Below are 19,070 nucleotides of genomic sequence, written 5' to 3'. Positions count from 1 at the left end.
CGTGGCTCCTTGAAAGACATGCCGGCCTGATTTTCGGCCGGCAATCCAAAGCCTAGCGCACGCTGAAAAAACCCTCACGAGCAACTGCCACAGCTCATTTCGCCAAGCCTGAAACCTGCGCATCCTGCAAAATCAGATCCGCGCCCGTCTCCAACGCCATCAGCACCGCCGCATAACCGCGGATCAACCGAAGCGGGATTTTTTTGCAACGCAGCGGGTTTATGCGACCGGAATCATCGGGTCGGCAGCCGCGAGCGCGGTGACGCGATCCGCCGCTGGTGGGTAAATCCACTGGGTATTGATCTGGGTCTTCAACGCTTTGCCTTCCTGTTTGACCAGTTTCACCTGACGATCCCAGCCTTCCGTGTACACCGCGCCCCAGGCGCCGAGGTCCAGGCAGGTCACGTATTTCGGCTGGCTATACGGCGTCGGGTCAACCCCGAGAATCTGCGCCGCGACGTTGTTGCCGGCATGACGACCCAGCGAGATCGCGTGCTGGCAAGTCATCAGCGCGTAATTACCGATGTCATCACTCGCCGCGTAAGCCACATCACCCGTCGCAAAGATATCGTTCTGGCCGATGACCTTCAGGTTCGCATCGACGTGCAGGCGTCCCTGCTTGTCGCGTTCGGCGGGAATCTGCTCCGTCAGCGAACTGGCGCGTACACCGGTGGTCCAGACGACTGTTTTCGCGTCGATGTGTTGACCGTCCGACAGGGTCACACCCTCGGCATCGACAGACTGCACGGAGACACCCAAGCGCCATTCAACGCCCAACTCTTCGCTGGCCTCGACGATGGATTCGCTGATCTGCTCGCCCATCGACAGGCCGATTTTCTGCCCACGATCAACAATGATGACCTTGATGTCAGCCTGCCCGCCGAAGATTTCACGCAGCCGCGCCGGCATTTCCGTTGCGGTTTCGATCCCGGTAAAACCGCCACCGGCGACCACCACGGTGTTGCGTGCAGTGCTTTCTGGCAAATCCTTCAGACCTTTCAAATGGGTTTCGAGGCGAACGGCGGCTTCGATGCGGTCGACGTCAAACGCATGCTCGCTAACGCCTGGCGTACCGGACTGAGCCAAACCGCTGCCGGAGGCCAGCACCAGTTTATCGAAGTGAAACACTTGCCTGGTGCCTGCGGCATCGGTGTATACGACGGTTTTGCCCGCCACGTCGATGGTCTCGGCCGCACCTTTGATGAAGTGAACGCCGACCGCTTCAAATAGTTCATGCAGCGGTGCAGCCAGCTGATGAGCATTCGGCTCGTAGAAACGCGGACGAACTCGCAGTTCAGCCTGAGGTGCGAGGACGGTCACCTCAACATTGTCGCGAGCGTGGATATCGACCAGACGCGTGGCGCTCAATGCGCTCCACATGCCACCGAAACCTGCGCCAATTACCAGAATGTGCTGTTTCATGTTCGTCTCCGGGCTGATGCCACTTACGGAAAAAGGTGTGAAGAGTTCGTGCTGATCGGGAGTCACTGGACCGTGAAACTGAAAAAATTTGAAACTCGCAGATTACTGCCCACCCGATATAGCCGACTGTATTGGTCGTATATATTACGAACAAGTCGGATTATGTGATAGTTACCATCGAAAACATCGATAGCTCAAATACTTGACACCGGGACGGCAGAACGCCATTAAAAAGGCACATTCTGGCAATAATGGGGATTAGAAAGCAGGGAATTACACCCGCGCGCCCGTTGCCGGGCAAAGGTTAGCCTGCTAACATTTACGACAAATCAGGTCGGACTTCTATATGGCTCTTTACAGCGCAGGCGTCGAATACGGCATTCATTGCCTGACTTTTCTGGTTGCCAACGGTGGCGACAGTCGGGAGGCCAGCGTGCGTGACCTCGCAGAACTGCAGGGTGTGCCACTGGAGTATCTGGCAAAGATCTTCACCAAACTCGCCAAAGCCAAAGTGGTGGTCGCCACTGAAGGCGTACGTGGCGGCTTCAGCCTGGCGCGGCCGGCAGACGAAATCACCCTGCTCGACGTCGTCAACGCCATTGATGGGCGCAAGAATATTTTCGAATGCAGAGAGATTCGCGGGCGTTGCGCCCTGTTTGAAGGGGATCCGCCGGACTGGGCCATCGAAGGCACCTGCTCGATCCACGCCGCCATGATGACCGCGCAAAAACGCATGGAAGAAGCCCTCGCCCAGCAGACCATTCTCGACATCGCCAGAAAGGTTGGACGCAAGGCGCCGGCGCAGTTTGGCCAACAAGTCGAAGACTGGATTCAGGATCGACGCGAGAAAAAGGGCAACTTCGGCACCATCCCGCTGACCGACATTTCAGACTGATCGCGCTCTACTGGTATCGCCAGCCAAAAAAAAAGCAGAAACCGAAATCCGGTTTCTGCTTTTTTTTGCACCCAACAATCGCTACAGGCAATCACGCACAGATTGGCGTAGCGAGCCGGACTTGGCCCAAGGCGGGCCCTGGTACAAAGACACGCTGCTACCGTCCTTGTATTTGACGATTTCGAGGATCTCGTCAGCCGTGATGATGCTCGGCGCGGTGATGCGGTAACCATTGGAGATCGATGCCTGCGAGGTTTTCGCAACATCCTTCTGCCACAACGGTAATACGCACGCGGCATAGTCTTTGGGCGCCTTGCTTGTGGTCTTTCTGACATTGGGCTCACCCGGCACCAACGATGTCGGCAACGAGCACCCTGCCAACACGGCCAACGCCAGACTCCCGATCCATATCCGCATGATGTTTCCTTTTGCTAAAAAAGTGAATGTACCGCCTAACAGACAACACATCTATCGTGGCATCGCGCCCGCTGTGGAGATTGGACAATCTTTTACACCCATTCAGCGGTATCACAGACAAACCACGCGCGACGGGTGAGAAATGCGACTACTCTTTTTTACCGAGAATGTTCCGGAGGTGATCATGCGTCTCAACGAATACGAACATGAACTGCAACGCGACTTGCAAAGCGTCGCATCGGATCTGCGCTGGTCGGCAGTCGATCTGAAACGCATCGCCGAGCAGCTGCGCAAATCTGGTAACGAGGCTGACGCGCAGTCAGTGCTGAGATCCTGCGAGGTCTTGCAAAGCGATGAAGAGCGGCTGCAATTGTACGCCAGGGAAGTGAAGGCACGGGCAATCAGTCGTACCAAAGTCCACTGACACTTACCACCGCTGCAAACCATGGCCCCGGCATTAGCCGGGGCTGCTTTTTTACAACCCGTTATCTCGCGTCAAGCCCCTAAACACGCGTTTAGGGTTTTCTGCATCCGCTCGCACCACACAAGCCTGTTCAGCATTTGGCACTTCTCTCAATACTCGACGCTCCAACGTCAAAGGAACCTTTAACCGAAGGCTCGGCTCGAATATTGCAGTTTTGTTTCTATTTTGTGACAGCAGTAACAGGCATCCGATGAAAGTACGTGCAACCGTCATTTGCGAACAGGATCGACATATCCTCTTGGTGCGCAAGCCCAGCTCCCGCTGGAATTTGCCTGGCGGCAAAGTTGAACCTGGCGAAACCCGGGCAGACGCTGCCGTGCGCGAACTGCAGGAAGAAACCGGACTGGATGCCGATGAGGTGCTTTACCTGATGGAGCTGCACTACGGCGGAACCCGACATCATGTCTACGAGGCTTCGGTGCTGAATATCAATCAGGTACGACCGCAAAACGAAATCGTCGATTGCATCTGGTTTCCGCTGGACTCGGTGCAGAATTTGGATACCAGCGAAGCCACGCTTCGCATCGTTCGGGCATTTCAACGGCGTTTATAAACATCAACCGGCGAAGGCCCTGCGGCCGGCACTAATTTCTGTACGTAATTCGCCGATGAAGTTGGAAATGTCGCGGATCGTGACGAGATGTTCCGGGGAGGCGCCGTTGAGCAGCAATTCGACGCGCCCGCTCTCGGGCTCATAGACTTTGATTTGCAACAGCCCCTGAGGCGTTGAAATGCAGTCGCATTTAAACGTGGGAAAGCCGGATTCGACAATGCGACAAATGTCGGCAATGGCAAGCATGGCGGGGCGCCTCGCAGGCGTTGAATCGATCAATCCGTAGAGCATAGATGGGCGTTGACCGCCCCGCCGCCGAAAAAACGCCAACCCGATCACACTTTTCATGCGTCCCGTCAGCGCGCGTCGTGCCCCCAGATCCAGTTCCACAGGCCCGGCAACTGCACCGGCTCGGAACTTTGCCGAACCGTTCGCGCCAGCGCAGCCTTCTCCAATTCAGCGTGATCGTCATAAAAAGGCTTTTGCGCCAATCTCACGCCGGTGGCTGCGGCGCTGTCGAGCAGGATTTGCAGGTATTCGCGCATATGCCGCGCGGTATAGCGGTTGAGATCATGAAAGGTCACCACCACAGGGATCACACCGTCCACGGTCGGTAACTCTCCCAGGGCGATTCGCTCACGCACTTGCGACAGGTGCCGCAACATGTTCGCCCGGCGGCGCGGGCTGGCGTTGAAACCCCAGATCTTGCCGTCATTGGCACTCAGATCCGTAAGCAGCACCTGCAAGCCGTGCTGTTGATAGGCGGCGAACGTTCGTTTGTCGTAATTCCAGAATGGCGGTCGCAGCAACTGCGGCGGCGCTCCGGTGATGGCGGCAATGTCAGCGGAGCCGTGGGTCAGCGATTCCTTGAGTGCCTGCGGGGTGAGCGAGCGATGGTTGGTGTGCCAATGGGTCGCGGTATGAAAACCGAGGACATGCCCCTCTTGGAACTCGCGTCGCATGATGTCGCGACCGATTTCGCTGTTGCCAGCCCGGGGGGCACGCGTCTGGACGAAAAATACCGCTTTGATCCCCGGCTGCACCGGGTTGTCTTTCAAGCTGTCAAGCACCGTCGCTGATGGATTCCAGAAACTTGAGGCGCTGGGGCCGTCATCGAACGTCAGCACAAAACGCACCGGCGCTTGAGCCTTTAACCGGGATTCGGTTTGCGCGGTCATTTCAATGGGCGCGGCAATGCAGCCAGCCAGCACCAGGGCGATGATCGCTGCACAAAGAAGTTTGAATCCGGTTGTCATGTTTTGCCTTGAGCCCGACCACTGCTTTCATATGTTCGATGGCAAAACTCCCTCGCCCCTATCCCTCCCTGCGCTCGGCTTCGCGAGCCGAGGTTGGATAAGGTACACACGGTTTGGTTCCGGTGCTCGCTCGAGCTGATCGCTGAAGTGGCGTAAAAATCAAAGATCGTAAACCTTCGGCAGTTCCTGCAGGTGACGCTTGGAGTTTACAAATGGTGTTTCAATCTTGAGACAAACCTGAATAAAACAGTCGTTTGAGCGAACTAACCGCTTGTCTGACATTTCAATCGTCATACATACATTTACATTCGCTACGGATAGCATGCGCGCCGCATTTCCAATTGGTATACCAGTTGACCACAGAGTCAAGAAACCAGGATTCCCCATAACTTCTACAAGCCTTGCAGAGAACTAAGTTGCGCGACGATTTTGCAATCAAACAGGTCGGTGGCCTGGAGTGTATTCATCTGTCCACGACAGAACGCTTTCAACTCGACTGTTTTATCGGCCATTACATCAAGACCCGAAACCTGAGTTCAGTCCCAGACATCGAACGTATTCTGCGCACCACGCTTGATGAGTATCCCGGCCAAGCGCCGGTAATGGTCAACGAGCTCAATGCCTGGATCGACCGAACCCTGGGTTATCGGGCGGCACACCCCGATCTCACGCAGTTCGAAGACCTTTGAAACGCAAAGCCCCGTTGATTCGGGGCTTTGGCAATTCATCATTCAAGGTTTTAGCGGGCGTTCCTGATCGCGATCCGACAGCTCTCTGCTGTCGTCATGTTTCCAGGTCTGCTCCTCTCTCCTCTTCTGTTGCTCGACCTCTTCTTCTGATGGCTCATCCTCATCCTCCAGATGCGTTTTCTCAGTTGCCATGTCCGCCTCGCTTTGAGAAGTCATTCGTCATCGATAAAGCGTAGAACAATTTTCATCGCGCAACTTATAACCGCTCGACGCAGACAGCAAACACCATGTCCGGCTAACAATTGCGCTCAATCGCGCCGTGCGTGAGCCGACACATGGCGTAACATGGAACCCATCACACAAATGCGTCAGGGAGACGACATGCTGTACCGAATCGCAGCCGACGGGCTGGTGCTGTTTCATTTGCTGTTCATTCTGTTCGTGCTGTTCGGCGGGCTGCTGGTGCTCAAGTGGCCGCGGCTGATGTGGCTGCACTTGCCGGCCGCCGCGTGGGGCTTCGCGGTCGAGGTGTTGCACCTGACCTGCCCCCTGACCTACTGGGAAAACCTGATGCGCCACGCCGCCGGGCAAACCGAGTATGCCGGCGGTTTCATCGAACATTACATCTGGCCGATCATCTACCCGGCCGGGCTCACACCGCAGATTCAGCTGGTGCTAGGCAGCGTGGTGCTGATGGTCAACCTGCTGGTTTACGGGCGCTTGATCCGCTCGTGGAAACTGCGCCGAGCCAGCCGTATTTCGCTTTAACGCGACGCAGGTTTCAAGGCCTCCAGCCACGCCGGATCAAGGCGTGGCTGGTCGACATCGAGACCCAGCGCCTGCATCCTCTCCTTGTGCTGCTCGACTTCGCGATGCAACTGCGCATGATCGCTGGAGTTGCCATCCAGTTCATGCATCTGCGTCAGCCCCTGATGGTAGAAGCGCAACACTTTCATCGCGATCGGGTCGTTCTGTTCCACTGCTGCCGTCACCTGATGCATCACATTGGTGACGCTCATCAAATTGCGCTTGAGCCGCCAGCTATACACCGCCGGCGCCATCCAGCCCTGATTCCAGAAGCGCCCGCGCAGCAATGCCGCCGTCAGCAGAAATGCCAGAAAAACTCCGCCGACATTAAACCGCAGGTTATCGCCGCCCGGTTCTCCGAACAGCTGCACCGCCACCGTTGAAAACAACATCGCCAGCACGAGGAACAGCACGGCGATGATCAGCGTGCTGCGGCGGGTCTGCTGGCGAAAAGTGGCGGCGTCCATCGGCTGAATCTCGAACATTACAAATGACTTCCTTGAGCAAGAAAAAGAGGCGCAACAGAAAAACGGGCCCGGGCATTATCGCCTCTGCGATGGATTTAGCTATGCTGGGGCCCCTTTTCATCTTTTCATCGTCCAACGGGGACATGGCGGTATAGCGCAGATCGTGCCATCTTCATTCATGGATACACACTATTCGGATGCCATTCGCCTGGTTCTGGGATGACATCGTTTTAAGGATCATTGCATGACCCAACGACACGTAATCAATGCTTCGGTCAGCCCCAAAGGCAGCCTGGAAACCCTTTCTCAACGTGAAGTGCAGCAACTGAGTGAAGCCGGATCCGGCAGCACCTACACCCTGTTCCGCCAGTGCGCCCTGGCCATCCTCAACACCGGCGCTCATGTCGATAACGCCAAGACCATTCTTGAAGCCTATAAGGACTTCGAAATCCGCATTCACCAGCAGGATCGCGGTGTGCGCCTTGAGTTGCTGAACGCTCCGGCCGATGCCTTCGTCGACGGCGAAATGATCGCCAGCACCCGGGAAATGCTGTTCAGCGCCCTGCGAGACATCGTCTACACCGAAAACGAACTCGACAGCCAACGCATCGATCTCAGCACCTCCCAAGGCATCAGCGACTACGTCTTTCATCTGCTGCGCAATGCCCGCACCCTGCGTCCGGGTGTCGAGCCGAAAATCGTCGTGTGCTGGGGCGGTCACTCGATCAACACCGAAGAATACAAATACACCAAGAAAGTCGGCCACGAACTGGGCCTGCGTAGCCTCGACATCTGCACCGGCTGCGGCCCCGGCGTGATGAAGGGCCCGATGAAAGGCGCGACCATCGCCCACGCCAAACAGCGTATTCACGGCGGTCGCTATCTCGGTCTGACCGAGCCGGGCATCATCGCTGCCGAAGCGCCAAACCCGATCGTCAATGAGCTGGTGATCCTGCCGGACATCGAGAAACGTCTGGAAGCGTTCGTGCGTGTCGGCCACGGCATCATCATCTTCCCGGGCGGTGCCGGTACGGCGGAAGAGTTCCTCTATCTGCTGGGCATCCTCATGCATCCGGACAACGAGGGTCTGCCGTTCCCGGTCATCCTGACCGGACCGAAACATGCTGCGCCGTATCTGGAACAGCTCGACGCGTTCGTCATCGCGACCCTCGGCGAAGCGGCCAAGCAGCACTACGAAATCATCATCGACGACCCGACTGAAGTCGCGCGCCAGATGACCCAAGGCCTGAAAGCCGTGAAGCAGTTCCGCCGCGAGCGCAACGACGCGTTCCACTTCAACTGGCTGCTGAAGATTGACGAGGGCTTCCAGCGTCCGTTCGATCCGACCCACGAAAACATGGCCAACCTGAAACTGCACCGCGACCAGCCACCGCATGAACTCGCGGCCAACCTGCGCCGGGCGTTCTCAGGGATCGTGGCCGGTAACGTCAAGGACAAGGGCATTCGTCTGATCGAGGAACATGGCCCGTACCAGATCCGCGGTGACGCCGCGATCATGCAACCGCTCGACGCGCTGCTCAAAGCCTTCGTCGCCCAGCACCGGATGAAACTGCCGGGCGGCGCGGCGTATGTGCCGTGCTATCGAGTGGTGGCGTAAGGTCCAGCCACACAATATCCCTGCAGGAATTTGTGTTGGGCAAAGATCTGATCTAGTGCTCAACGCAAGTCCCTGTGGGAGCTGGCTTGCCAGCGATGGCGGCCGAAACTACACCCTCAACCCCACAGACCTCTCAATCCGTCAACCGCGCCGCCAACGCCTTCGCCTGCAACGCCACATCCGTCACCGCCGTACTCTCCCACCACATCCCGCGCAACGGCGGACCCATTGCGAACAAGCGATTCGCTGCTTGTCCGTGTTCGCCCACAACAGCTCCGTCAGTCGCTGCCGCAATCCCTAACGCCAAAGGCCCAGGCTGCACCAAACCTCGCGCCAACAATTGTTGTGGCAACGGTCGCGCCACTCGACGCCAGTCATACTCGATGCCGCTGGAGTTGATCAGCGCTGCGCCATGTACCACGCAGGTTTGCGCTTCACCCCGCCGACGAATGCGGATACTCACACCACCCTTCGCGCAAGGTTCAAGCCCTTTGAACGAAGCTGCGTGAATCCGCAGCCGCCCTTCGCTATGCAAGCGCTCAACCAACTGCGCACTCAGTGGTGGTGAACGATGATGATGACTTTCCCACCAAGGCCGCACATGACGTACGAATTGTCGACGCTGCACGTCAGTCGCCTGGCTCCAGAGTCGGCCAATGTGTGCACGCACCGTGTCCAGCGGCGCTTGCCAATCGATGCCTTGTGCGATGGCGTCACGGCAATGCCGTCGCAGCTCGCGCAGTAACTGTCGGGGGGAACGAATGCCGTGGTCTTCAGCAAGAAAATCTACCCAGCCCGGCGGTTGTCGACGCACATGGGGCAGCAAGCCATGACGGGAAAACACCTCGATCGGCCCACGATGCCCAGCCTGCTCCAGCGATACCACGGCATCGACCATGGTCAGGCCGGAACCGATGATCAGCACGCTCGATTGCGCATCGAGCTGACGCATCGCCGCTACATTCCACGGGTCCAGAGCCGCGGCGTTGAGACCACTGGATTGCGTCTGCGGTGTGCGCGCGGCCGGGAACATGCCGGTGGCGAGTACTGCGTACGCGCCATGCAATTGTTGGCCATTGTCCAGGGTGAGCTGCACTGAATCCGTATCGATTTGCAGGTCGACGGCCTCTGCGCGGATGTGTTCGACGGTCGAACCCCGTTGCGCGCCGTCCTCTCGTGCTTCGGCTAATCGCTGCTGCACGTAAACGCCGAACAGTCCGCGCGGCGGGAACAGTTCACTGACCGGCACCTGTTGCTCGGCAGACTCGGGCCAACCGCCCGTAGCGATGTGCTCGGCGAGCCATTGCGTCAGGTCATCCGGGTCATCCGGATCGACGCTCATCCGCGCCGCGTTGCCATTGAGCGTGTGGCCCAACTCCACCGCACTATAGGCCTCGCCACGGCCGAGTTCCGTGCGCGGCTCAATGACCAGAATCCGGCGCTGGCCTGGCCGACGCAACAATTGCACCGCCAGCATCGTGCCGCTGAGGCCACCGCCAATGATCAGAATGTCTGCGTACTGGTTCATTCAAATCACCACATTGCGCACAAACCGCGCCGCCACATCCCCATCATTGCGATAAGCGTGGGGCTGATTACTGGCAAACATGAAGAACTCCCCCGTGCCGATCTGCTGCGCATGATCGCCAAGCATCAACGTCAGGCAACCCTCAAATACATAAATCTGTTCACTCCAGCCATCGGCGTCCGGTTGCGACGGATAGACCTCGCCCGGTTGCAGGCACCACTCCCATTGCTCGACTTCGCGGGTTGCAATGGCTTTCGACAGCAACACGGCTTTGCTGCCGGGGATGCTACCGGCCCATGCCACTTCGTTGATGCGGCTCGGATCGCGCGCGTCGGGGGCCTGGATCAAATCGCTGAAGGCAACGTCGAGTGCTTCGGCGACGCGGTCGAGGGTGGTCAGGCTGACGTTCTTTTCGCCTGCCTCGATCGCCACCAGCATCCGCCGACTCACGCCGGATTTTTCCGCCAGCGCGGTCTGGCTCATGTCGGCAGCGTGCCGCAAGCGCCGGACGTTCTGGCTGACGTGTTGCAGGACGGAGGCGCGTTGGCTGGAATCTTTGTGCACTATATTGCTCACTCGGTGGGGTTGGGCAGTATACTGCGCAACATTTGGCGCATTGTGCGTCGCTCCTTCTTCCGCGCGCAAGGACATGACGTCAGTGAATCGCTCCGACACCTCCCCTCGTTTCTCCCGCTTCAGCCAGGCCGAGTGCGTGCTGGTGGTGATCACCATGATCTGGGGCGGCACCTTTTTGTTGGTGCAACATGCGATGACCGTCAGCGGCCCGATGTTCTTCGTCGGCCTGCGCTTTGCCGCCGCAGCGGTCATCGTCGCGCTTTTTTCGTGGCGGCACTTGCGTGAGCTGACCTTGTTCGAACTCAAGGCTGGGGCCTTCATTGGCGTAGCAATCATGCTCGGTTACGGCCTGCAGACGGTGGGGTTGCAGACCATTCCAAGCAGTCAGTCGGCGTTCATCACTGCGTTGTACGTCCCGTTCGTGCCGCTGCTGCAATGGCTGGTGCTGGGGCGGCGACCGGGTTTGATGCCGAGCATTGGCATCATGCTGGCGTTTAGCGGATTGATGCTGTTGTCGGGGCCATCCGGAGCCTCGCTGAATTTCAGCTCCGGTGAAATCGCCACACTGATCAGCGCCGTAGCCATTGCTGCTGAAATCATTTTGATCAGCACCTACGCCGGCCAGGTGGATGTGCGCCGGGTGACCGTGGTGCAACTGGCAACGACCTCGGTGTTGTCATTTTTGATGGTGGTGCCGACGGGCGAAGCGCTTCCGGACTTTTCCTGGCTGCTGCTCGCCACGGCTTTGGGCCTGGGCGCGGCGAGTGCGGCCATTCAGGTAGCGATGAACTGGGCGCAGAAGAGTGTTTCGCCGACGCGAGCGACGCTGATCTATGCCGGTGAGCCGGTATGGGCAGGGATTGTCGGACGGCTTGCTGGCGAGCGTTTGCCGGGGATTGCGCTATTGGGCGCCGGGTTGATTGTGGCGGCGGTAATCGTCAGCGAGTTGAAGACCAATGGTAAGCATTCGGAGGAAGTGCTGGAGGATTTTGACCGCGAGACTGAGCGCTGAGGATCTAGAAGGTCAAAGATCTCAGCCTTCGGCAGCGCCTACACTGGAATGCGTTTTCCTGTAGGAACTGCTGCAGGCTGCGATCTTTTTTCGCCCATGAAACAAGACCAAACACAAATATCCCGACTACTTTGTAGGATTCTGAGACATCCTGCCATTTGGTGATCGGGGAGCTGGCACGTATGATGCTTCACAAACTTCCGCAGATTAGAAGCCTATGTCCCTGATAGTTCTACTGCTTCTGCCATTCATTGGCAGCTGTCTGGCAGCGGTGCTGCCACACAATGCGCGTAATACCGAATCCCTGTTGGCAGGTCTGGTCGCTCTGATCGGCGTCGTCCAGGTGGCTTTGTTGTACCCGCAGATCGCCCATGGCGGCGTCATTCGCGAAGAATTCATGTGGTTACCGAGTCTCGGGCTCAACTTCGTTCTGCGCATGGACGGTTTCGCCTGGCTTTTCTCGATACTGGTACTCGGGATCGGCTCACTCGTCTCTTTATATGCCCGCTACTACATGTCGCCGGACGACCCGGTGCCGCGATTCTTCGCATTTTTCCTGGCGTTCATGGGCGCCATGCTTGGCCTGGTGATCTCCGGCAACCTCATCCAGATCGTGTTCTTCTGGGAACTGACCAGCCTCTTCTCTTTCCTGCTGATCGGATACTGGCACCACCGCTCCGATGCCCGTCGTGGCGCCTACATGGCGCTGATGGTCACAGGCGCCGGCGGACTATGCCTGCTGGCGGGGGTCATGATCCTCGGCCATGTCGTCGGCAGCTATGACCTTGACAAGGTCCTGGCCGCCGGCGATCTGATTCGCGCACATGCCCTCTACCCAATCCTGTTACCCCTCATTCTCATCGGCGCCTTAAGCAAAAGCGCCCAGTTTCCCTTCCACTTCTGGCTGCCGCACGCTATGGCGGCGCCAACGCCAGTCTCGGCGTATCTGCACTCGGCGACCATGGTCAAGGCCGGGGTTTTCCTGCTCGCACGCCTGTGGCCATCGCTGTCCGGCAGTGAGGAATGGTTCTACATCGTCAGCGGCGCTGGCGCGTGCACCCTGTTGCTCGGCGCGTATTGCGCAATGTTCCAGAACGACCTCAAAGGCTTGCTCGCCTACTCAACCATCAGCCACCTGGGCCTGATCACGTTGCTGCTGGGCCTGAACAGTCCGCTGGCCGCCGTTGCCGCGGTATTCCATATCCTCAACCACGCCACGTTCAAGGCCTCGCTGTTCATGGCCGCAGGGATCATCGACCACGAGAGCGGCACCCGCGACATCCGCAAGCTCAGCGGTCTGATCAAGCTGATTCCGTTTACCGCAACGCTGGCGATGGTGGCCAGCGCCTCAATGGCCGGCGTGCCACTTCTCAACGGCTTCCTGTCCAAAGAGATGTTCTTCGCCGAAACCGTGTTCATCAACGCCACGGCGTGGGTCGAAGCCGCGCTGCCGATTGTCGCAACCATTGCCGGCACCTTCAGCGTCGCCTATTCGCTGCGTTTCACCGTCGATGTGTTCTTCGGCCCGACAGCCACCGACCTGCCCCACACCCCGCACGAGCCGCCGCGCTGGATGCGTGCACCGGTCGAGTTGCTGGTGTTTACCTGCCTGATCGTGGGGATTTTCCCGGCACAAGTGGTCGGCCCGCTGCTCGCCGCCGCCGCGCAGCCCGTAGTGGGCGGCACCTTGCCGGAGTACAGCCTGGCAATCTGGCACGGCCTGAACGCACCGATGATCATGAGCCTGATCGCCATGTCCGGTGGCATCGTGCTTTACCTGTTACTGCGTAATCAGTTCAGACACGGCCGCTTCAAATACCCGCCACTGGTGGGACGCTTCAACGGCAAGCGCCTGTTCGAGCGCAGCCTGGTGGTGATGATGCGCATGGCCCGGCGGGTGGAACGCCGGCTCGGCACCCGACGCCTGCAAATGCAACTGTTCCTCATGGTCTTGGCGGCAGTGCTCGCGGGCCTGATTCCGATGCTGCACAGCAGCCTGAGCTGGGGTGACCGGCCGAAGATTCCGGGCTCGATCGTTTTCGTGACCCTGTGGCTGCTGGCGATTGCTTGCGCTCTGGGCGCCGCGTGGCAGGCCAAGTATCACCGTCTCGCCGCCCTGACCATGGTCAGCGTCTGCGGCTTGATGACCTGCGTGACCTTCGTCTGGTTCTCCGCTCCGGACCTGGCGCTGACGCAATTGGCCGTCGAAGTGGTGACCACCGTGCTGATCCTGCTGGGGCTGCGCTGGTTGCCCCGGCGGATCGAAGAGGTTTCGCCACTGCCGAGCACGCTGCGCAAGGCACGCATTCGCCGTCTGCGCGACTTGATGCTGTCGATTGCGGTCGGCGCCGGCATGGCGCTGCTGTCCTACGCAATGCTCACGCGGCAGACGCCGAATGACATTTCCTCGTTCTACCTCAGTCGCGCCCTGCCTGAGGGCGGTGGCAGCAATGTGGTCAACGTGATGCTGGTGGACTTCCGAGGTTTCGACACCCTGGGTGAAATCACCGTGCTGGTCGCCGTGGCGTTAACGGTATTCGCCCTGCTGCGCCGCTTCCGCCCTCCGAAAGAAAGCCTGCAACTGCCGGCCCAGCAGCGCTTGCTGGCACCGGACGTGGTCACCGACCTGGTCAACCCGCGCTCGGCCAGCGACACCGCGCTCGGCTTCATGATGGTCCCGGCAGTGCTCGTGCGTCTGCTATTGCCGATTGCGCTGGTGGTGTCGTTCTACCTGTTCATGCGCGGACACAACCAGCCGGGCGGCGGATTTGTCGCCGGGCTGGTGATGTCGGTGGCGTTCATCCTGCAATACATGGTCGCCGGTACGCAGTGGGTCGAGGCACAAATGAGTCTGCGGCCACTGCGCTGGATGGGCACGGGGTTGCTCTTCGCCACCGCCACCGGGCTTGGTGCGATGGTGGCTGGGTATCCGTTCCTCACCACCCACACCTGGCATTTCACCTTGCCGCTGCTGGGTGACATCCATATCGCCAGCGCGTTGTTCTTCGACATTGGCGTGTACGGCGTGGTGGTTGGCTCGACGCTATTGATCCTCACCGCTCTCGCCCACCAATCGGTGCGTGGTCACAAGAACGCGTCCCTGCCCAAGGCCGTCGCCAGCAAAGGAGCCGTCTGATGGAAGAAGTCATCGCAATCGCCATTGGCATTCTCGCCGCCTCCGGCGTCTGGCTGATCCTGCGCCCACGTACATTCCAGGTGGTCATGGGCCTGTGCCTGCTGTCCTACGCGGTCAACCTGTTCATCTTCAGCATGGGCAGCCTGTTCATCGGCAAGGAGCCGGTGATCAAGGACGGCGTGACCCAGGACTTGATGCACTACACCGATCCGCTGCCGCAGGCGCTGGTATTGACAGCAATCGTCATCAGCTTCGCCATGACCGCATTGTTCCTCGTCGTTCTGCTCGCTTCGCGCGGCCTGACCGGCACCGACCACGTCGACGGCCGGGAGCCTAAAGAATGATGGCGATGACTCACCTGATCGCCGCACCGATTCTGCTGCCGCTGCTGACTGCCGCGATGATGTTGATGCTCGGCGAGCGGCACCGACCGCTGAAGGCGAAAATCAACCTGTTCTCCAGCCTCCTCGGCCTGTTCATTTCAGTGATGCTGCTGCAATGGACGCAAACCACCGGCGTGCCCGGCTCGATCGGCGTATACCTGCCGGGCAACTGGCAGGCGCCGTTCGGCATCGTGCTGGTGGTTGACCGCCTGTCGGCGCTGATGCTGGTGCTCACCGGGGTCATTGGCGTCAGCGCGCTGCTGTTTGCGATGGCTCGATGGGACGGCGCCGGATCAAGCTTCCACGCGTTGTTCCAGATCCAGTTGATGGGTTTGTATGGCGCGTTCCTGACCGCTGACCTGTTCAACCTGTTCGTGTTCTTTGAAGTGCTGCTGGCCGCCTCTTATGGCCTGTTGCTCCATGGTTCGGGCCGGGCACGGGTTTCGTCCGGGCTGCATTACATTTCGATCAACCTGCTCGCCTCGTCGCTGTTTCTGATCGGCGCGGCGTTGATCTACGGCGTCACCGGTACCCTGAACATGGCCGATCTGGCGGTGAAAATTCCGCTGGTTCCGGAAGCCGACCAAGGCCTGCTGCACGCCGGCGCAGGCATTCTCGCGGTAGCGTTTCTGGCCAAGGCCGGCATGTGGCCGCTGAACTTCTGGTTGGTACCGGCCTACTCTTCGGCCAGCGCACCGGTAGCGGCGATGTTCGCGATCATGACCAAGGTCGGCGTCTACACCCTGCTGCGCCTGTGGACGCTGCTGTTCTCCGCCCAGGCCGGAGCCTCGGCGTTCTTCGGTGGCGACTGGCTGATCTACGGCGGCATGGTGACCATGGCCTGCGCAGCGCTGGCGATTCTTGCCGCGCAACGCCTTGAGCGCATGGCCAGCCTGAGCATTCTGGTGTCGGCGGGGATTCTGCTGTCGGCCGTCGGCTTCGCACAACCGAACCTGATCGGTGCGGCGTTGTTCTATCTGGTCAGTTCGACGCTGGCGTTGAGTGCGCTGTTCCTGCTGGCCGAGTTGATTGAGCGTTCGCGCTCGGCCAACGAAATTCCACTGGAAGACGAAAGCGAAATGCTGCCGCGACCACAGGAATCCCTGCAACCGCCCAAAGGCATCAACCTCGACGACGAGCAGAAAGCCGTGGTCGGTCAGGTCATCCCGTGGACCATGGCGTTTCTCGGCTTGAGCTTTATCGCCTGCGCCCTGCTGATCATCGGCATGCCGCCGCTGTCCGGTTTCATCGGCAAACTCAACCTGATCAGCGCGTTGCTCAATCCGCTGGGATTGGGCACCGCCGCGCCGATTTCCAACGCGGCATGGGCGCTGCTGGCGCTGTTGATCCTGTCCGGCCTGGCAGCGTTGATGGCGTTCTCGCGTCTCGGCATCCAGCGTTTCTGGACGCCAGAAGAGCGCCCGTCACCGCTGCTGCGCAAACTCGAATGCGCGCCGATTTTCCTGCTGCTGGGGCTGAGCATCGTTCTGACCTTCAAGGCCGAACCGCTGCTGCGTTACACCCAGGCCACGGCTGACGCATTGAATAATCCCCAGCTATACGTCAATGCCGTGCTCGGCACTCGCGCCGTACCGAGCCCGGAAAGCAAGGCCGCCCTGTTGGAGGTGCAGCCATGAAGCGTGTATTTCCGGCACCGTTGCTTTCAATGGCGCTGTGTATCTTGTGGCTGACGCTTAACCTGTCAGTCAGCCCCGGCAACCTGCTGCTCGGCGCAATACTTGGTTTCGCTGCGCCGTTGATGATGCGCAAATTGCGCCCCAAGCAAGTGCGTATCCGCCGTCCATGGACAATCGTGCGGCTGCTCCTCCTGGTTGGTCGTGATGTGGTGATGTCCAACTTGATCGTGGCTTGGGGCGTATTGAATGCAGGCCGTCGCCCGCCTCGCTCCGGCTTCATCAAAGTGCCGCTGGACCTGCGAGACGCCCATGGCCTGGCCGCGTTATCGATGATCTGCACGGTAGTGCCCGGCACGGTGTGGTCAGAACTGGCGCTGGATCGCAGCATTCTGCTGGTACACGTATGGGATCTGGATGACGAAGCGCAATTCATCGAGCACTTCAAGAGCACTTACGAGCGGCCGCTGATGGAGATTTTCGAATGAGCCCATTACTGTCGAATGCGATTCTGCTGACCCTGTTTCTATTCTGTTTGGCCATGCTGCTGACGCTGTTGCGTCTGTTCAAAGGGCCATCGGCGCAGGATCGGGTACTGGCGCTGGACTACCTGTACATCGTTGCGATGCTGATGATGCTGACTCTGGGCATTCGCTATTCCAGTGACACTTACTTTGAGGCGGCGCTGCTGATCGCGCTGTTCGGCTTCGTCGGTTCGTTTGCCCTGGCGAAATTCCTGCTGCGTGGCGAGGTCATCGAATGAACGCGGAACTGTCTCTTTGGGTTGAGATTCCTGTGGCGATCTTGCTGGTGCTCAGCGGCGTGTTTGCCTTGATCGGCGCAATCGGATTGCTGCGGATGAAGGACTACTTCCAGCGCATGCACCCGCCGGCACTGGCGTCTACGCTGGGAGCCTGGTGTGTGGCGCTGGCCTCGATCATCTGCTTTTCAGCGCTGAAGTCCGGACCGGTGCTGCATGCCTGGCTGATCCCGATTTTATTGGCAATCACGGTCCCGGTGACCACGTTGCTGCTGGCGCGGGCGGCGTTGTTCCGCAAACGCATGGCCGGGGATGATGTGCCGGCGGAAGTCAGTAGTCGCTCCACTGAAAGCGGTAGCTGAATTCAGACTTTGTGGTGCCGGGTCTGGCCTCTTAGCGGGCAGGCCCGGTCATCACATCGATCTGCTCAGCGTCAAACCCAAGCCACCGCCAACAACCCCACCCCCAACACCGCACACAATGGCGAATAAACCCACGTATCCAGCCGCGCAAAACGTGAGCCCTTCACCTCCTTGAAAAACCCCACCAGATGCGAATCACCAATCGCCCGGGCAAACATCAACAGCGCAATGACACTGATCACCCACTGCAACGCCTTGTGATGAACCGGCGCCACGCCCCACCCGACCCGCAGACACACCAGCGCGGCAATCGCCAATAAAACAACCGCCACCACCAAGGTAATCCAGCCCGACGGTTTGAATGCCGGTCGCAACGTCGCCACCAAGCCTTCCTCCGGAACTTGCGGAACGGCCGCCACCGCCGCCCATTGCCCACCCAACGCCCAATACACATGCACCAGGCTGATCACTGCAAACACTGTCACCAGCCATTGAGCCAACACAAAGGTCATGGTTGAAATCCTTGAAAGGGATTTGAACAAATCATCCTAGTCGCATTTTTTTCAAGTGCACGACCGATCAGCGGTACGGTAAAGTGCCGGCCCATGAAATTCTCCCGTTCCGATCGATCACTGCTGGCCTGGATGCTCTATTGCTGCGTCCTGTTCAACGTGTTCGCTTGCAGCATCGGTCACGGGCAAATGGTCGGCATGCAGCTCAACGGCATCGGCGGCCAGTTCTGTACAGTCGACCCGGCGACTCAAGCGCCGCTGGCCTCCAATCCCAGCGAAGAACAACTGCCGACGCTGTCCAAAGCCTTCGGCTGTCCGCTGTGTTCTGTCGGCGGCGGCATGGGTCCGGCGTTCAATTCCAGCCTGACCCTGGCGATCCTCCCGGAACAACACAGCCCGCCGCTGGCGCCCATCGCCAGCGCCGACCTCCTCGCCCGCCTCACCTGGCCCTCGGCCAACCCACGCGCCCCACCGCTCGCCTGAGTGTTCCTGCCTTTTTGATTTGTCGGCCCACTGCGCCAACGCGCGGCGTTTGCCTGTGCGCTGACGCCTAGACATG

Annotated in this window: 23 protein-coding genes; 14 read left to right on the top strand and 9 right to left on the bottom strand. The window is 59.2% G+C overall.

Annotation, left to right across the window (positions count from 1 at the left end; translation table 11 throughout):
* Positions 1 to 219 precede the first annotated feature (219 nt).
* Positions 220 to 1,422, bottom strand: coding sequence for an NAD(P)/FAD-dependent oxidoreductase (locus tag AB4P91_RS16825; protein ID WP_395603244.1), 1,203 nt, complete (start codon positions 1,420 to 1,422; stop codon positions 220 to 222).
* A gap of 346 nt (positions 1,423 to 1,768) precedes the next feature.
* Between AB4P91_RS16825 and AB4P91_RS16820 the strand changes: the two genes are divergently transcribed.
* On the top strand, positions 1,769 to 2,317 hold the full coding sequence (locus tag AB4P91_RS16820; protein WP_150592169.1) for an Rrf2 family transcriptional regulator: 549 nt from the start codon (positions 1,769 to 1,771) through the stop codon (positions 2,315 to 2,317).
* 81 nt (positions 2,318 to 2,398) lie between these two features.
* On the opposite strand, the gene AB4P91_RS16815 is transcribed toward AB4P91_RS16820, so the two are convergent.
* Positions 2,399 to 2,734, bottom strand: coding sequence for a hypothetical protein (locus AB4P91_RS16815; RefSeq protein ID WP_150592170.1), 336 nt, complete (start codon positions 2,732 to 2,734; stop codon positions 2,399 to 2,401).
* A 184-nt stretch (positions 2,735 to 2,918) separates the two neighbouring features.
* On the opposite strand from AB4P91_RS16815, the gene AB4P91_RS16810 reads away from it, so the two are divergent.
* Positions 2,919 to 3,158 (top strand): hypothetical protein, encoded by a 240-nt coding sequence (locus tag AB4P91_RS16810; RefSeq protein WP_007910805.1) that lies wholly within the window; start codon positions 2,919 to 2,921, stop codon positions 3,156 to 3,158.
* Positions 3,159 to 3,408: 250 nt separating this feature from the next.
* Positions 3,409 to 3,771, top strand: coding sequence for an NUDIX hydrolase (locus AB4P91_RS16805; RefSeq protein ID WP_150598154.1), 363 nt, complete (start codon positions 3,409 to 3,411; stop codon positions 3,769 to 3,771).
* A gap of 3 nt (positions 3,772 to 3,774) precedes the next feature.
* On the opposite strand, the gene AB4P91_RS16800 is transcribed toward AB4P91_RS16805, so the two are convergent.
* Complete coding sequence (locus tag AB4P91_RS16800) at positions 3,775 to 4,017, bottom strand: DUF1652 domain-containing protein (protein WP_395603243.1); 243 nt, start codon at positions 4,015 to 4,017, stop codon at positions 3,775 to 3,777.
* Positions 4,018 to 4,127: 110 nt separating this feature from the next.
* Complete coding sequence (locus tag AB4P91_RS16795) at positions 4,128 to 5,027, bottom strand: polysaccharide deacetylase family protein (RefSeq protein ID WP_150598152.1); 900 nt, start codon at positions 5,025 to 5,027, stop codon at positions 4,128 to 4,130.
* A 416-nt stretch (positions 5,028 to 5,443) separates the two neighbouring features.
* On the opposite strand from AB4P91_RS16795, the gene AB4P91_RS16790 reads away from it, so the two are divergent.
* Positions 5,444 to 5,716, top strand: coding sequence for a hypothetical protein (locus AB4P91_RS16790; RefSeq protein WP_150592174.1), 273 nt, complete (start codon positions 5,444 to 5,446; stop codon positions 5,714 to 5,716).
* Positions 5,717 to 5,758: 42 nt separating this feature from the next.
* Here the strand turns inward: AB4P91_RS16790 and AB4P91_RS16785 are convergent, their stop codons facing one another.
* Positions 5,759 to 5,908, bottom strand: coding sequence for a hypothetical protein (locus AB4P91_RS16785; protein WP_191623975.1), 150 nt, complete (start codon positions 5,906 to 5,908; stop codon positions 5,759 to 5,761).
* Between the two features lie 189 nt (positions 5,909 to 6,097).
* Here AB4P91_RS16785 and AB4P91_RS16780 point away from each other — a divergent pair, with 189 nt between their 5' ends.
* A complete protein-coding gene (locus AB4P91_RS16780; protein ID WP_042559565.1) occupies positions 6,098 to 6,484 on the top strand; it encodes a DUF2784 domain-containing protein in 387 nt (128 codons plus the stop codon).
* Here AB4P91_RS16780 and AB4P91_RS16775 read toward each other — a convergent pair.
* Positions 6,481 to 7,008 carry a DUF3087 family protein gene (locus AB4P91_RS16775; protein ID WP_150592175.1) on the bottom strand — a complete coding sequence of 176 codons (528 nt, stop codon included), beginning with the start codon at positions 7,006 to 7,008 and terminating at the stop codon, positions 6,481 to 6,483. The genes AB4P91_RS16780 and AB4P91_RS16775 overlap by 4 nt on opposite strands.
* Positions 7,009 to 7,234: 226 nt before the next feature.
* Between AB4P91_RS16775 and ppnN the strand changes: the two genes are divergently transcribed.
* The gene (gene ppnN / locus AB4P91_RS16770) at positions 7,235 to 8,608 is read left to right on the top strand and encodes a nucleotide 5'-monophosphate nucleosidase PpnN (RefSeq protein WP_042559566.1); all 1,374 of its coding nucleotides are present in this window, start codon (positions 7,235 to 7,237) and stop codon (positions 8,606 to 8,608) included.
* A gap of 133 nt (positions 8,609 to 8,741) precedes the next feature.
* On the opposite strand, the gene AB4P91_RS16765 is transcribed toward ppnN, so the two are convergent.
* A complete protein-coding gene (locus tag AB4P91_RS16765; RefSeq protein WP_395603242.1) occupies positions 8,742 to 10,136 on the bottom strand; it encodes an FAD/NAD(P)-binding protein in 1,395 nt (464 codons plus the stop codon).
* Entirely contained in the window at positions 10,137 to 10,700 is a 564-nt protein-coding gene (locus tag AB4P91_RS16760) for a helix-turn-helix domain-containing protein (protein ID WP_150592177.1), read from the bottom strand. It abuts the gene before it with no gap.
* An 85-nt stretch (positions 10,701 to 10,785) separates the two neighbouring features.
* On the opposite strand from AB4P91_RS16760, the gene AB4P91_RS16755 reads away from it, so the two are divergent.
* The 7 genes from AB4P91_RS16755 (at position 10,786) to AB4P91_RS16725 (ending at position 17,999) form a co-directional block, all read left to right on the top strand.
* Positions 10,786 to 11,724 (top strand): DMT family transporter, encoded by a 939-nt coding sequence (locus AB4P91_RS16755; protein ID WP_395603241.1) that lies wholly within the window; start codon positions 10,786 to 10,788, stop codon positions 11,722 to 11,724.
* A 217-nt stretch (positions 11,725 to 11,941) separates the two neighbouring features.
* The gene (locus AB4P91_RS16750) at positions 11,942 to 14,860 is read left to right on the top strand and encodes a monovalent cation/H+ antiporter subunit A (RefSeq protein ID WP_150597989.1); all 2,919 of its coding nucleotides are present in this window, start codon (positions 11,942 to 11,944) and stop codon (positions 14,858 to 14,860) included.
* Positions 14,860 to 15,204: a Na+/H+ antiporter subunit C gene (locus AB4P91_RS16745; RefSeq protein ID WP_395603240.1), complete on the top strand. Its 345-nt coding sequence runs from the start codon at positions 14,860 to 14,862 to the stop codon at positions 15,202 to 15,204. Before AB4P91_RS16750 ends, AB4P91_RS16745 begins: the two co-directional genes overlap by 1 nt.
* On the top strand, positions 15,201 to 16,880 hold the full coding sequence (locus tag AB4P91_RS16740; protein WP_395603239.1) for a monovalent cation/H+ antiporter subunit D: 1,680 nt from the start codon (positions 15,201 to 15,203) through the stop codon (positions 16,878 to 16,880). Before AB4P91_RS16745 ends, AB4P91_RS16740 begins: the two co-directional genes overlap by 4 nt.
* Positions 16,877 to 17,365, top strand: coding sequence for a Na+/H+ antiporter subunit E (locus AB4P91_RS16735; protein ID WP_395603238.1), 489 nt, complete (start codon positions 16,877 to 16,879; stop codon positions 17,363 to 17,365). Before AB4P91_RS16740 ends, AB4P91_RS16735 begins: the two co-directional genes overlap by 4 nt.
* The gene (locus AB4P91_RS16730) at positions 17,362 to 17,640 is read left to right on the top strand and encodes a K+/H+ antiporter subunit F (RefSeq protein ID WP_042559573.1); all 279 of its coding nucleotides are present in this window, start codon (positions 17,362 to 17,364) and stop codon (positions 17,638 to 17,640) included. The genes AB4P91_RS16735 and AB4P91_RS16730 overlap by 4 nt, the downstream gene beginning before the upstream one ends.
* Positions 17,637 to 17,999 (top strand): Na+/H+ antiporter subunit G, encoded by a 363-nt coding sequence (locus tag AB4P91_RS16725; RefSeq protein WP_150592182.1) that lies wholly within the window; start codon positions 17,637 to 17,639, stop codon positions 17,997 to 17,999. The genes AB4P91_RS16730 and AB4P91_RS16725 overlap by 4 nt, the downstream gene beginning before the upstream one ends.
* Positions 18,000 to 18,070: 71 nt before the next feature.
* Here the strand turns inward: AB4P91_RS16725 and AB4P91_RS16720 are convergent, their stop codons facing one another.
* Positions 18,071 to 18,511: a DUF3995 domain-containing protein gene (locus AB4P91_RS16720; protein WP_395603237.1), complete on the bottom strand. Its 441-nt coding sequence runs from the start codon at positions 18,509 to 18,511 to the stop codon at positions 18,071 to 18,073.
* Positions 18,512 to 18,604: 93 nt separating this feature from the next.
* Between AB4P91_RS16720 and AB4P91_RS16715 the strand changes: the two genes are divergently transcribed.
* Positions 18,605 to 18,994: a DUF2946 domain-containing protein gene (locus AB4P91_RS16715; RefSeq protein ID WP_395603236.1), complete on the top strand. Its 390-nt coding sequence runs from the start codon at positions 18,605 to 18,607 to the stop codon at positions 18,992 to 18,994.
* The last annotated feature ends 76 nt before the right edge of the window (positions 18,995 to 19,070 follow it).

Origin of the sequence: Pseudomonas sp. B21128, from assembly GCF_044218865.1 — a bacterium.
Lineage (GTDB): Bacteria > Pseudomonadota > Gammaproteobacteria > Pseudomonadales > Pseudomonadaceae > Aquipseudomonas > Aquipseudomonas iridis.
Note: the sequence above shows the minus strand (reverse complement) of the source record. Positions and strands in the feature narration are given on the sequence as shown.

Excerpts from the sequence above, each read along its gene's own strand:
- AB4P91_RS16780 (WP_042559565.1), top strand. The coding sequence starts at position 6,098 with ATGCTGTACCGAATCGCAGCCGACGGGCTGGTGCTGTTTCATTTGCTG.
- AB4P91_RS16745 (WP_395603240.1), top strand. The coding sequence starts at position 14,860 with ATGGAAGAAGTCATCGCAATCGCCATTGGCATTCTCGCCGCCTCCGGC.
- AB4P91_RS16730 (WP_042559573.1), top strand. The coding sequence starts at position 17,362 with ATGAGCCCATTACTGTCGAATGCGATTCTGCTGACCCTGTTTCTATTC.
- AB4P91_RS16715 (WP_395603236.1), top strand. The coding sequence starts at position 18,605 with ATGAAATTCTCCCGTTCCGATCGATCACTGCTGGCCTGGATGCTCTAT.
- AB4P91_RS16820 (WP_150592169.1), top strand. The coding sequence starts at position 1,769 with ATGGCTCTTTACAGCGCAGGCGTCGAATACGGCATTCATTGCCTGACT.
- AB4P91_RS16735 (WP_395603238.1), top strand. The coding sequence starts at position 16,877 with ATGAAGCGTGTATTTCCGGCACCGTTGCTTTCAATGGCGCTGTGTATC.
- AB4P91_RS16775 (WP_150592175.1), bottom strand. The coding sequence starts at position 7,008 with ATGTTCGAGATTCAGCCGATGGACGCCGCCACTTTTCGCCAGCAGACC.
- AB4P91_RS16825 (WP_395603244.1), bottom strand. The coding sequence starts at position 1,422 with ATGAAACAGCACATTCTGGTAATTGGCGCAGGTTTCGGTGGCATGTGG.
- AB4P91_RS16720 (WP_395603237.1), bottom strand. The coding sequence starts at position 18,511 with ATGACCTTTGTGTTGGCTCAATGGCTGGTGACAGTGTTTGCAGTGATC.
- AB4P91_RS16750 (WP_150597989.1), top strand. The coding sequence starts at position 11,942 with ATGTCCCTGATAGTTCTACTGCTTCTGCCATTCATTGGCAGCTGTCTG.
- AB4P91_RS16765 (WP_395603242.1), bottom strand. The coding sequence starts at position 10,136 with ATGAACCAGTACGCAGACATTCTGATCATTGGCGGTGGCCTCAGCGGC.
- AB4P91_RS16795 (WP_150598152.1), bottom strand. The coding sequence starts at position 5,027 with ATGACAACCGGATTCAAACTTCTTTGTGCAGCGATCATCGCCCTGGTG.
- AB4P91_RS16755 (WP_395603241.1), top strand. The coding sequence starts at position 10,786 with ATGACGTCAGTGAATCGCTCCGACACCTCCCCTCGTTTCTCCCGCTTC.
- AB4P91_RS16805 (WP_150598154.1), top strand. The coding sequence starts at position 3,409 with ATGAAAGTACGTGCAACCGTCATTTGCGAACAGGATCGACATATCCTC.
- AB4P91_RS16725 (WP_150592182.1), top strand. The coding sequence starts at position 17,637 with ATGAACGCGGAACTGTCTCTTTGGGTTGAGATTCCTGTGGCGATCTTG.
- AB4P91_RS16815 (WP_150592170.1), bottom strand. The coding sequence starts at position 2,734 with ATGCGGATATGGATCGGGAGTCTGGCGTTGGCCGTGTTGGCAGGGTGC.
- AB4P91_RS16800 (WP_395603243.1), bottom strand. The coding sequence starts at position 4,017 with ATGCTTGCCATTGCCGACATTTGTCGCATTGTCGAATCCGGCTTTCCC.
- AB4P91_RS16810 (WP_007910805.1), top strand. The coding sequence starts at position 2,919 with ATGCGTCTCAACGAATACGAACATGAACTGCAACGCGACTTGCAAAGC.
- ppnN (WP_042559566.1), top strand. The coding sequence starts at position 7,235 with ATGACCCAACGACACGTAATCAATGCTTCGGTCAGCCCCAAAGGCAGC.
- AB4P91_RS16785 (WP_191623975.1), bottom strand. The coding sequence starts at position 5,908 with ATGGCAACTGAGAAAACGCATCTGGAGGATGAGGATGAGCCATCAGAA.
- AB4P91_RS16740 (WP_395603239.1), top strand. The coding sequence starts at position 15,201 with ATGATGGCGATGACTCACCTGATCGCCGCACCGATTCTGCTGCCGCTG.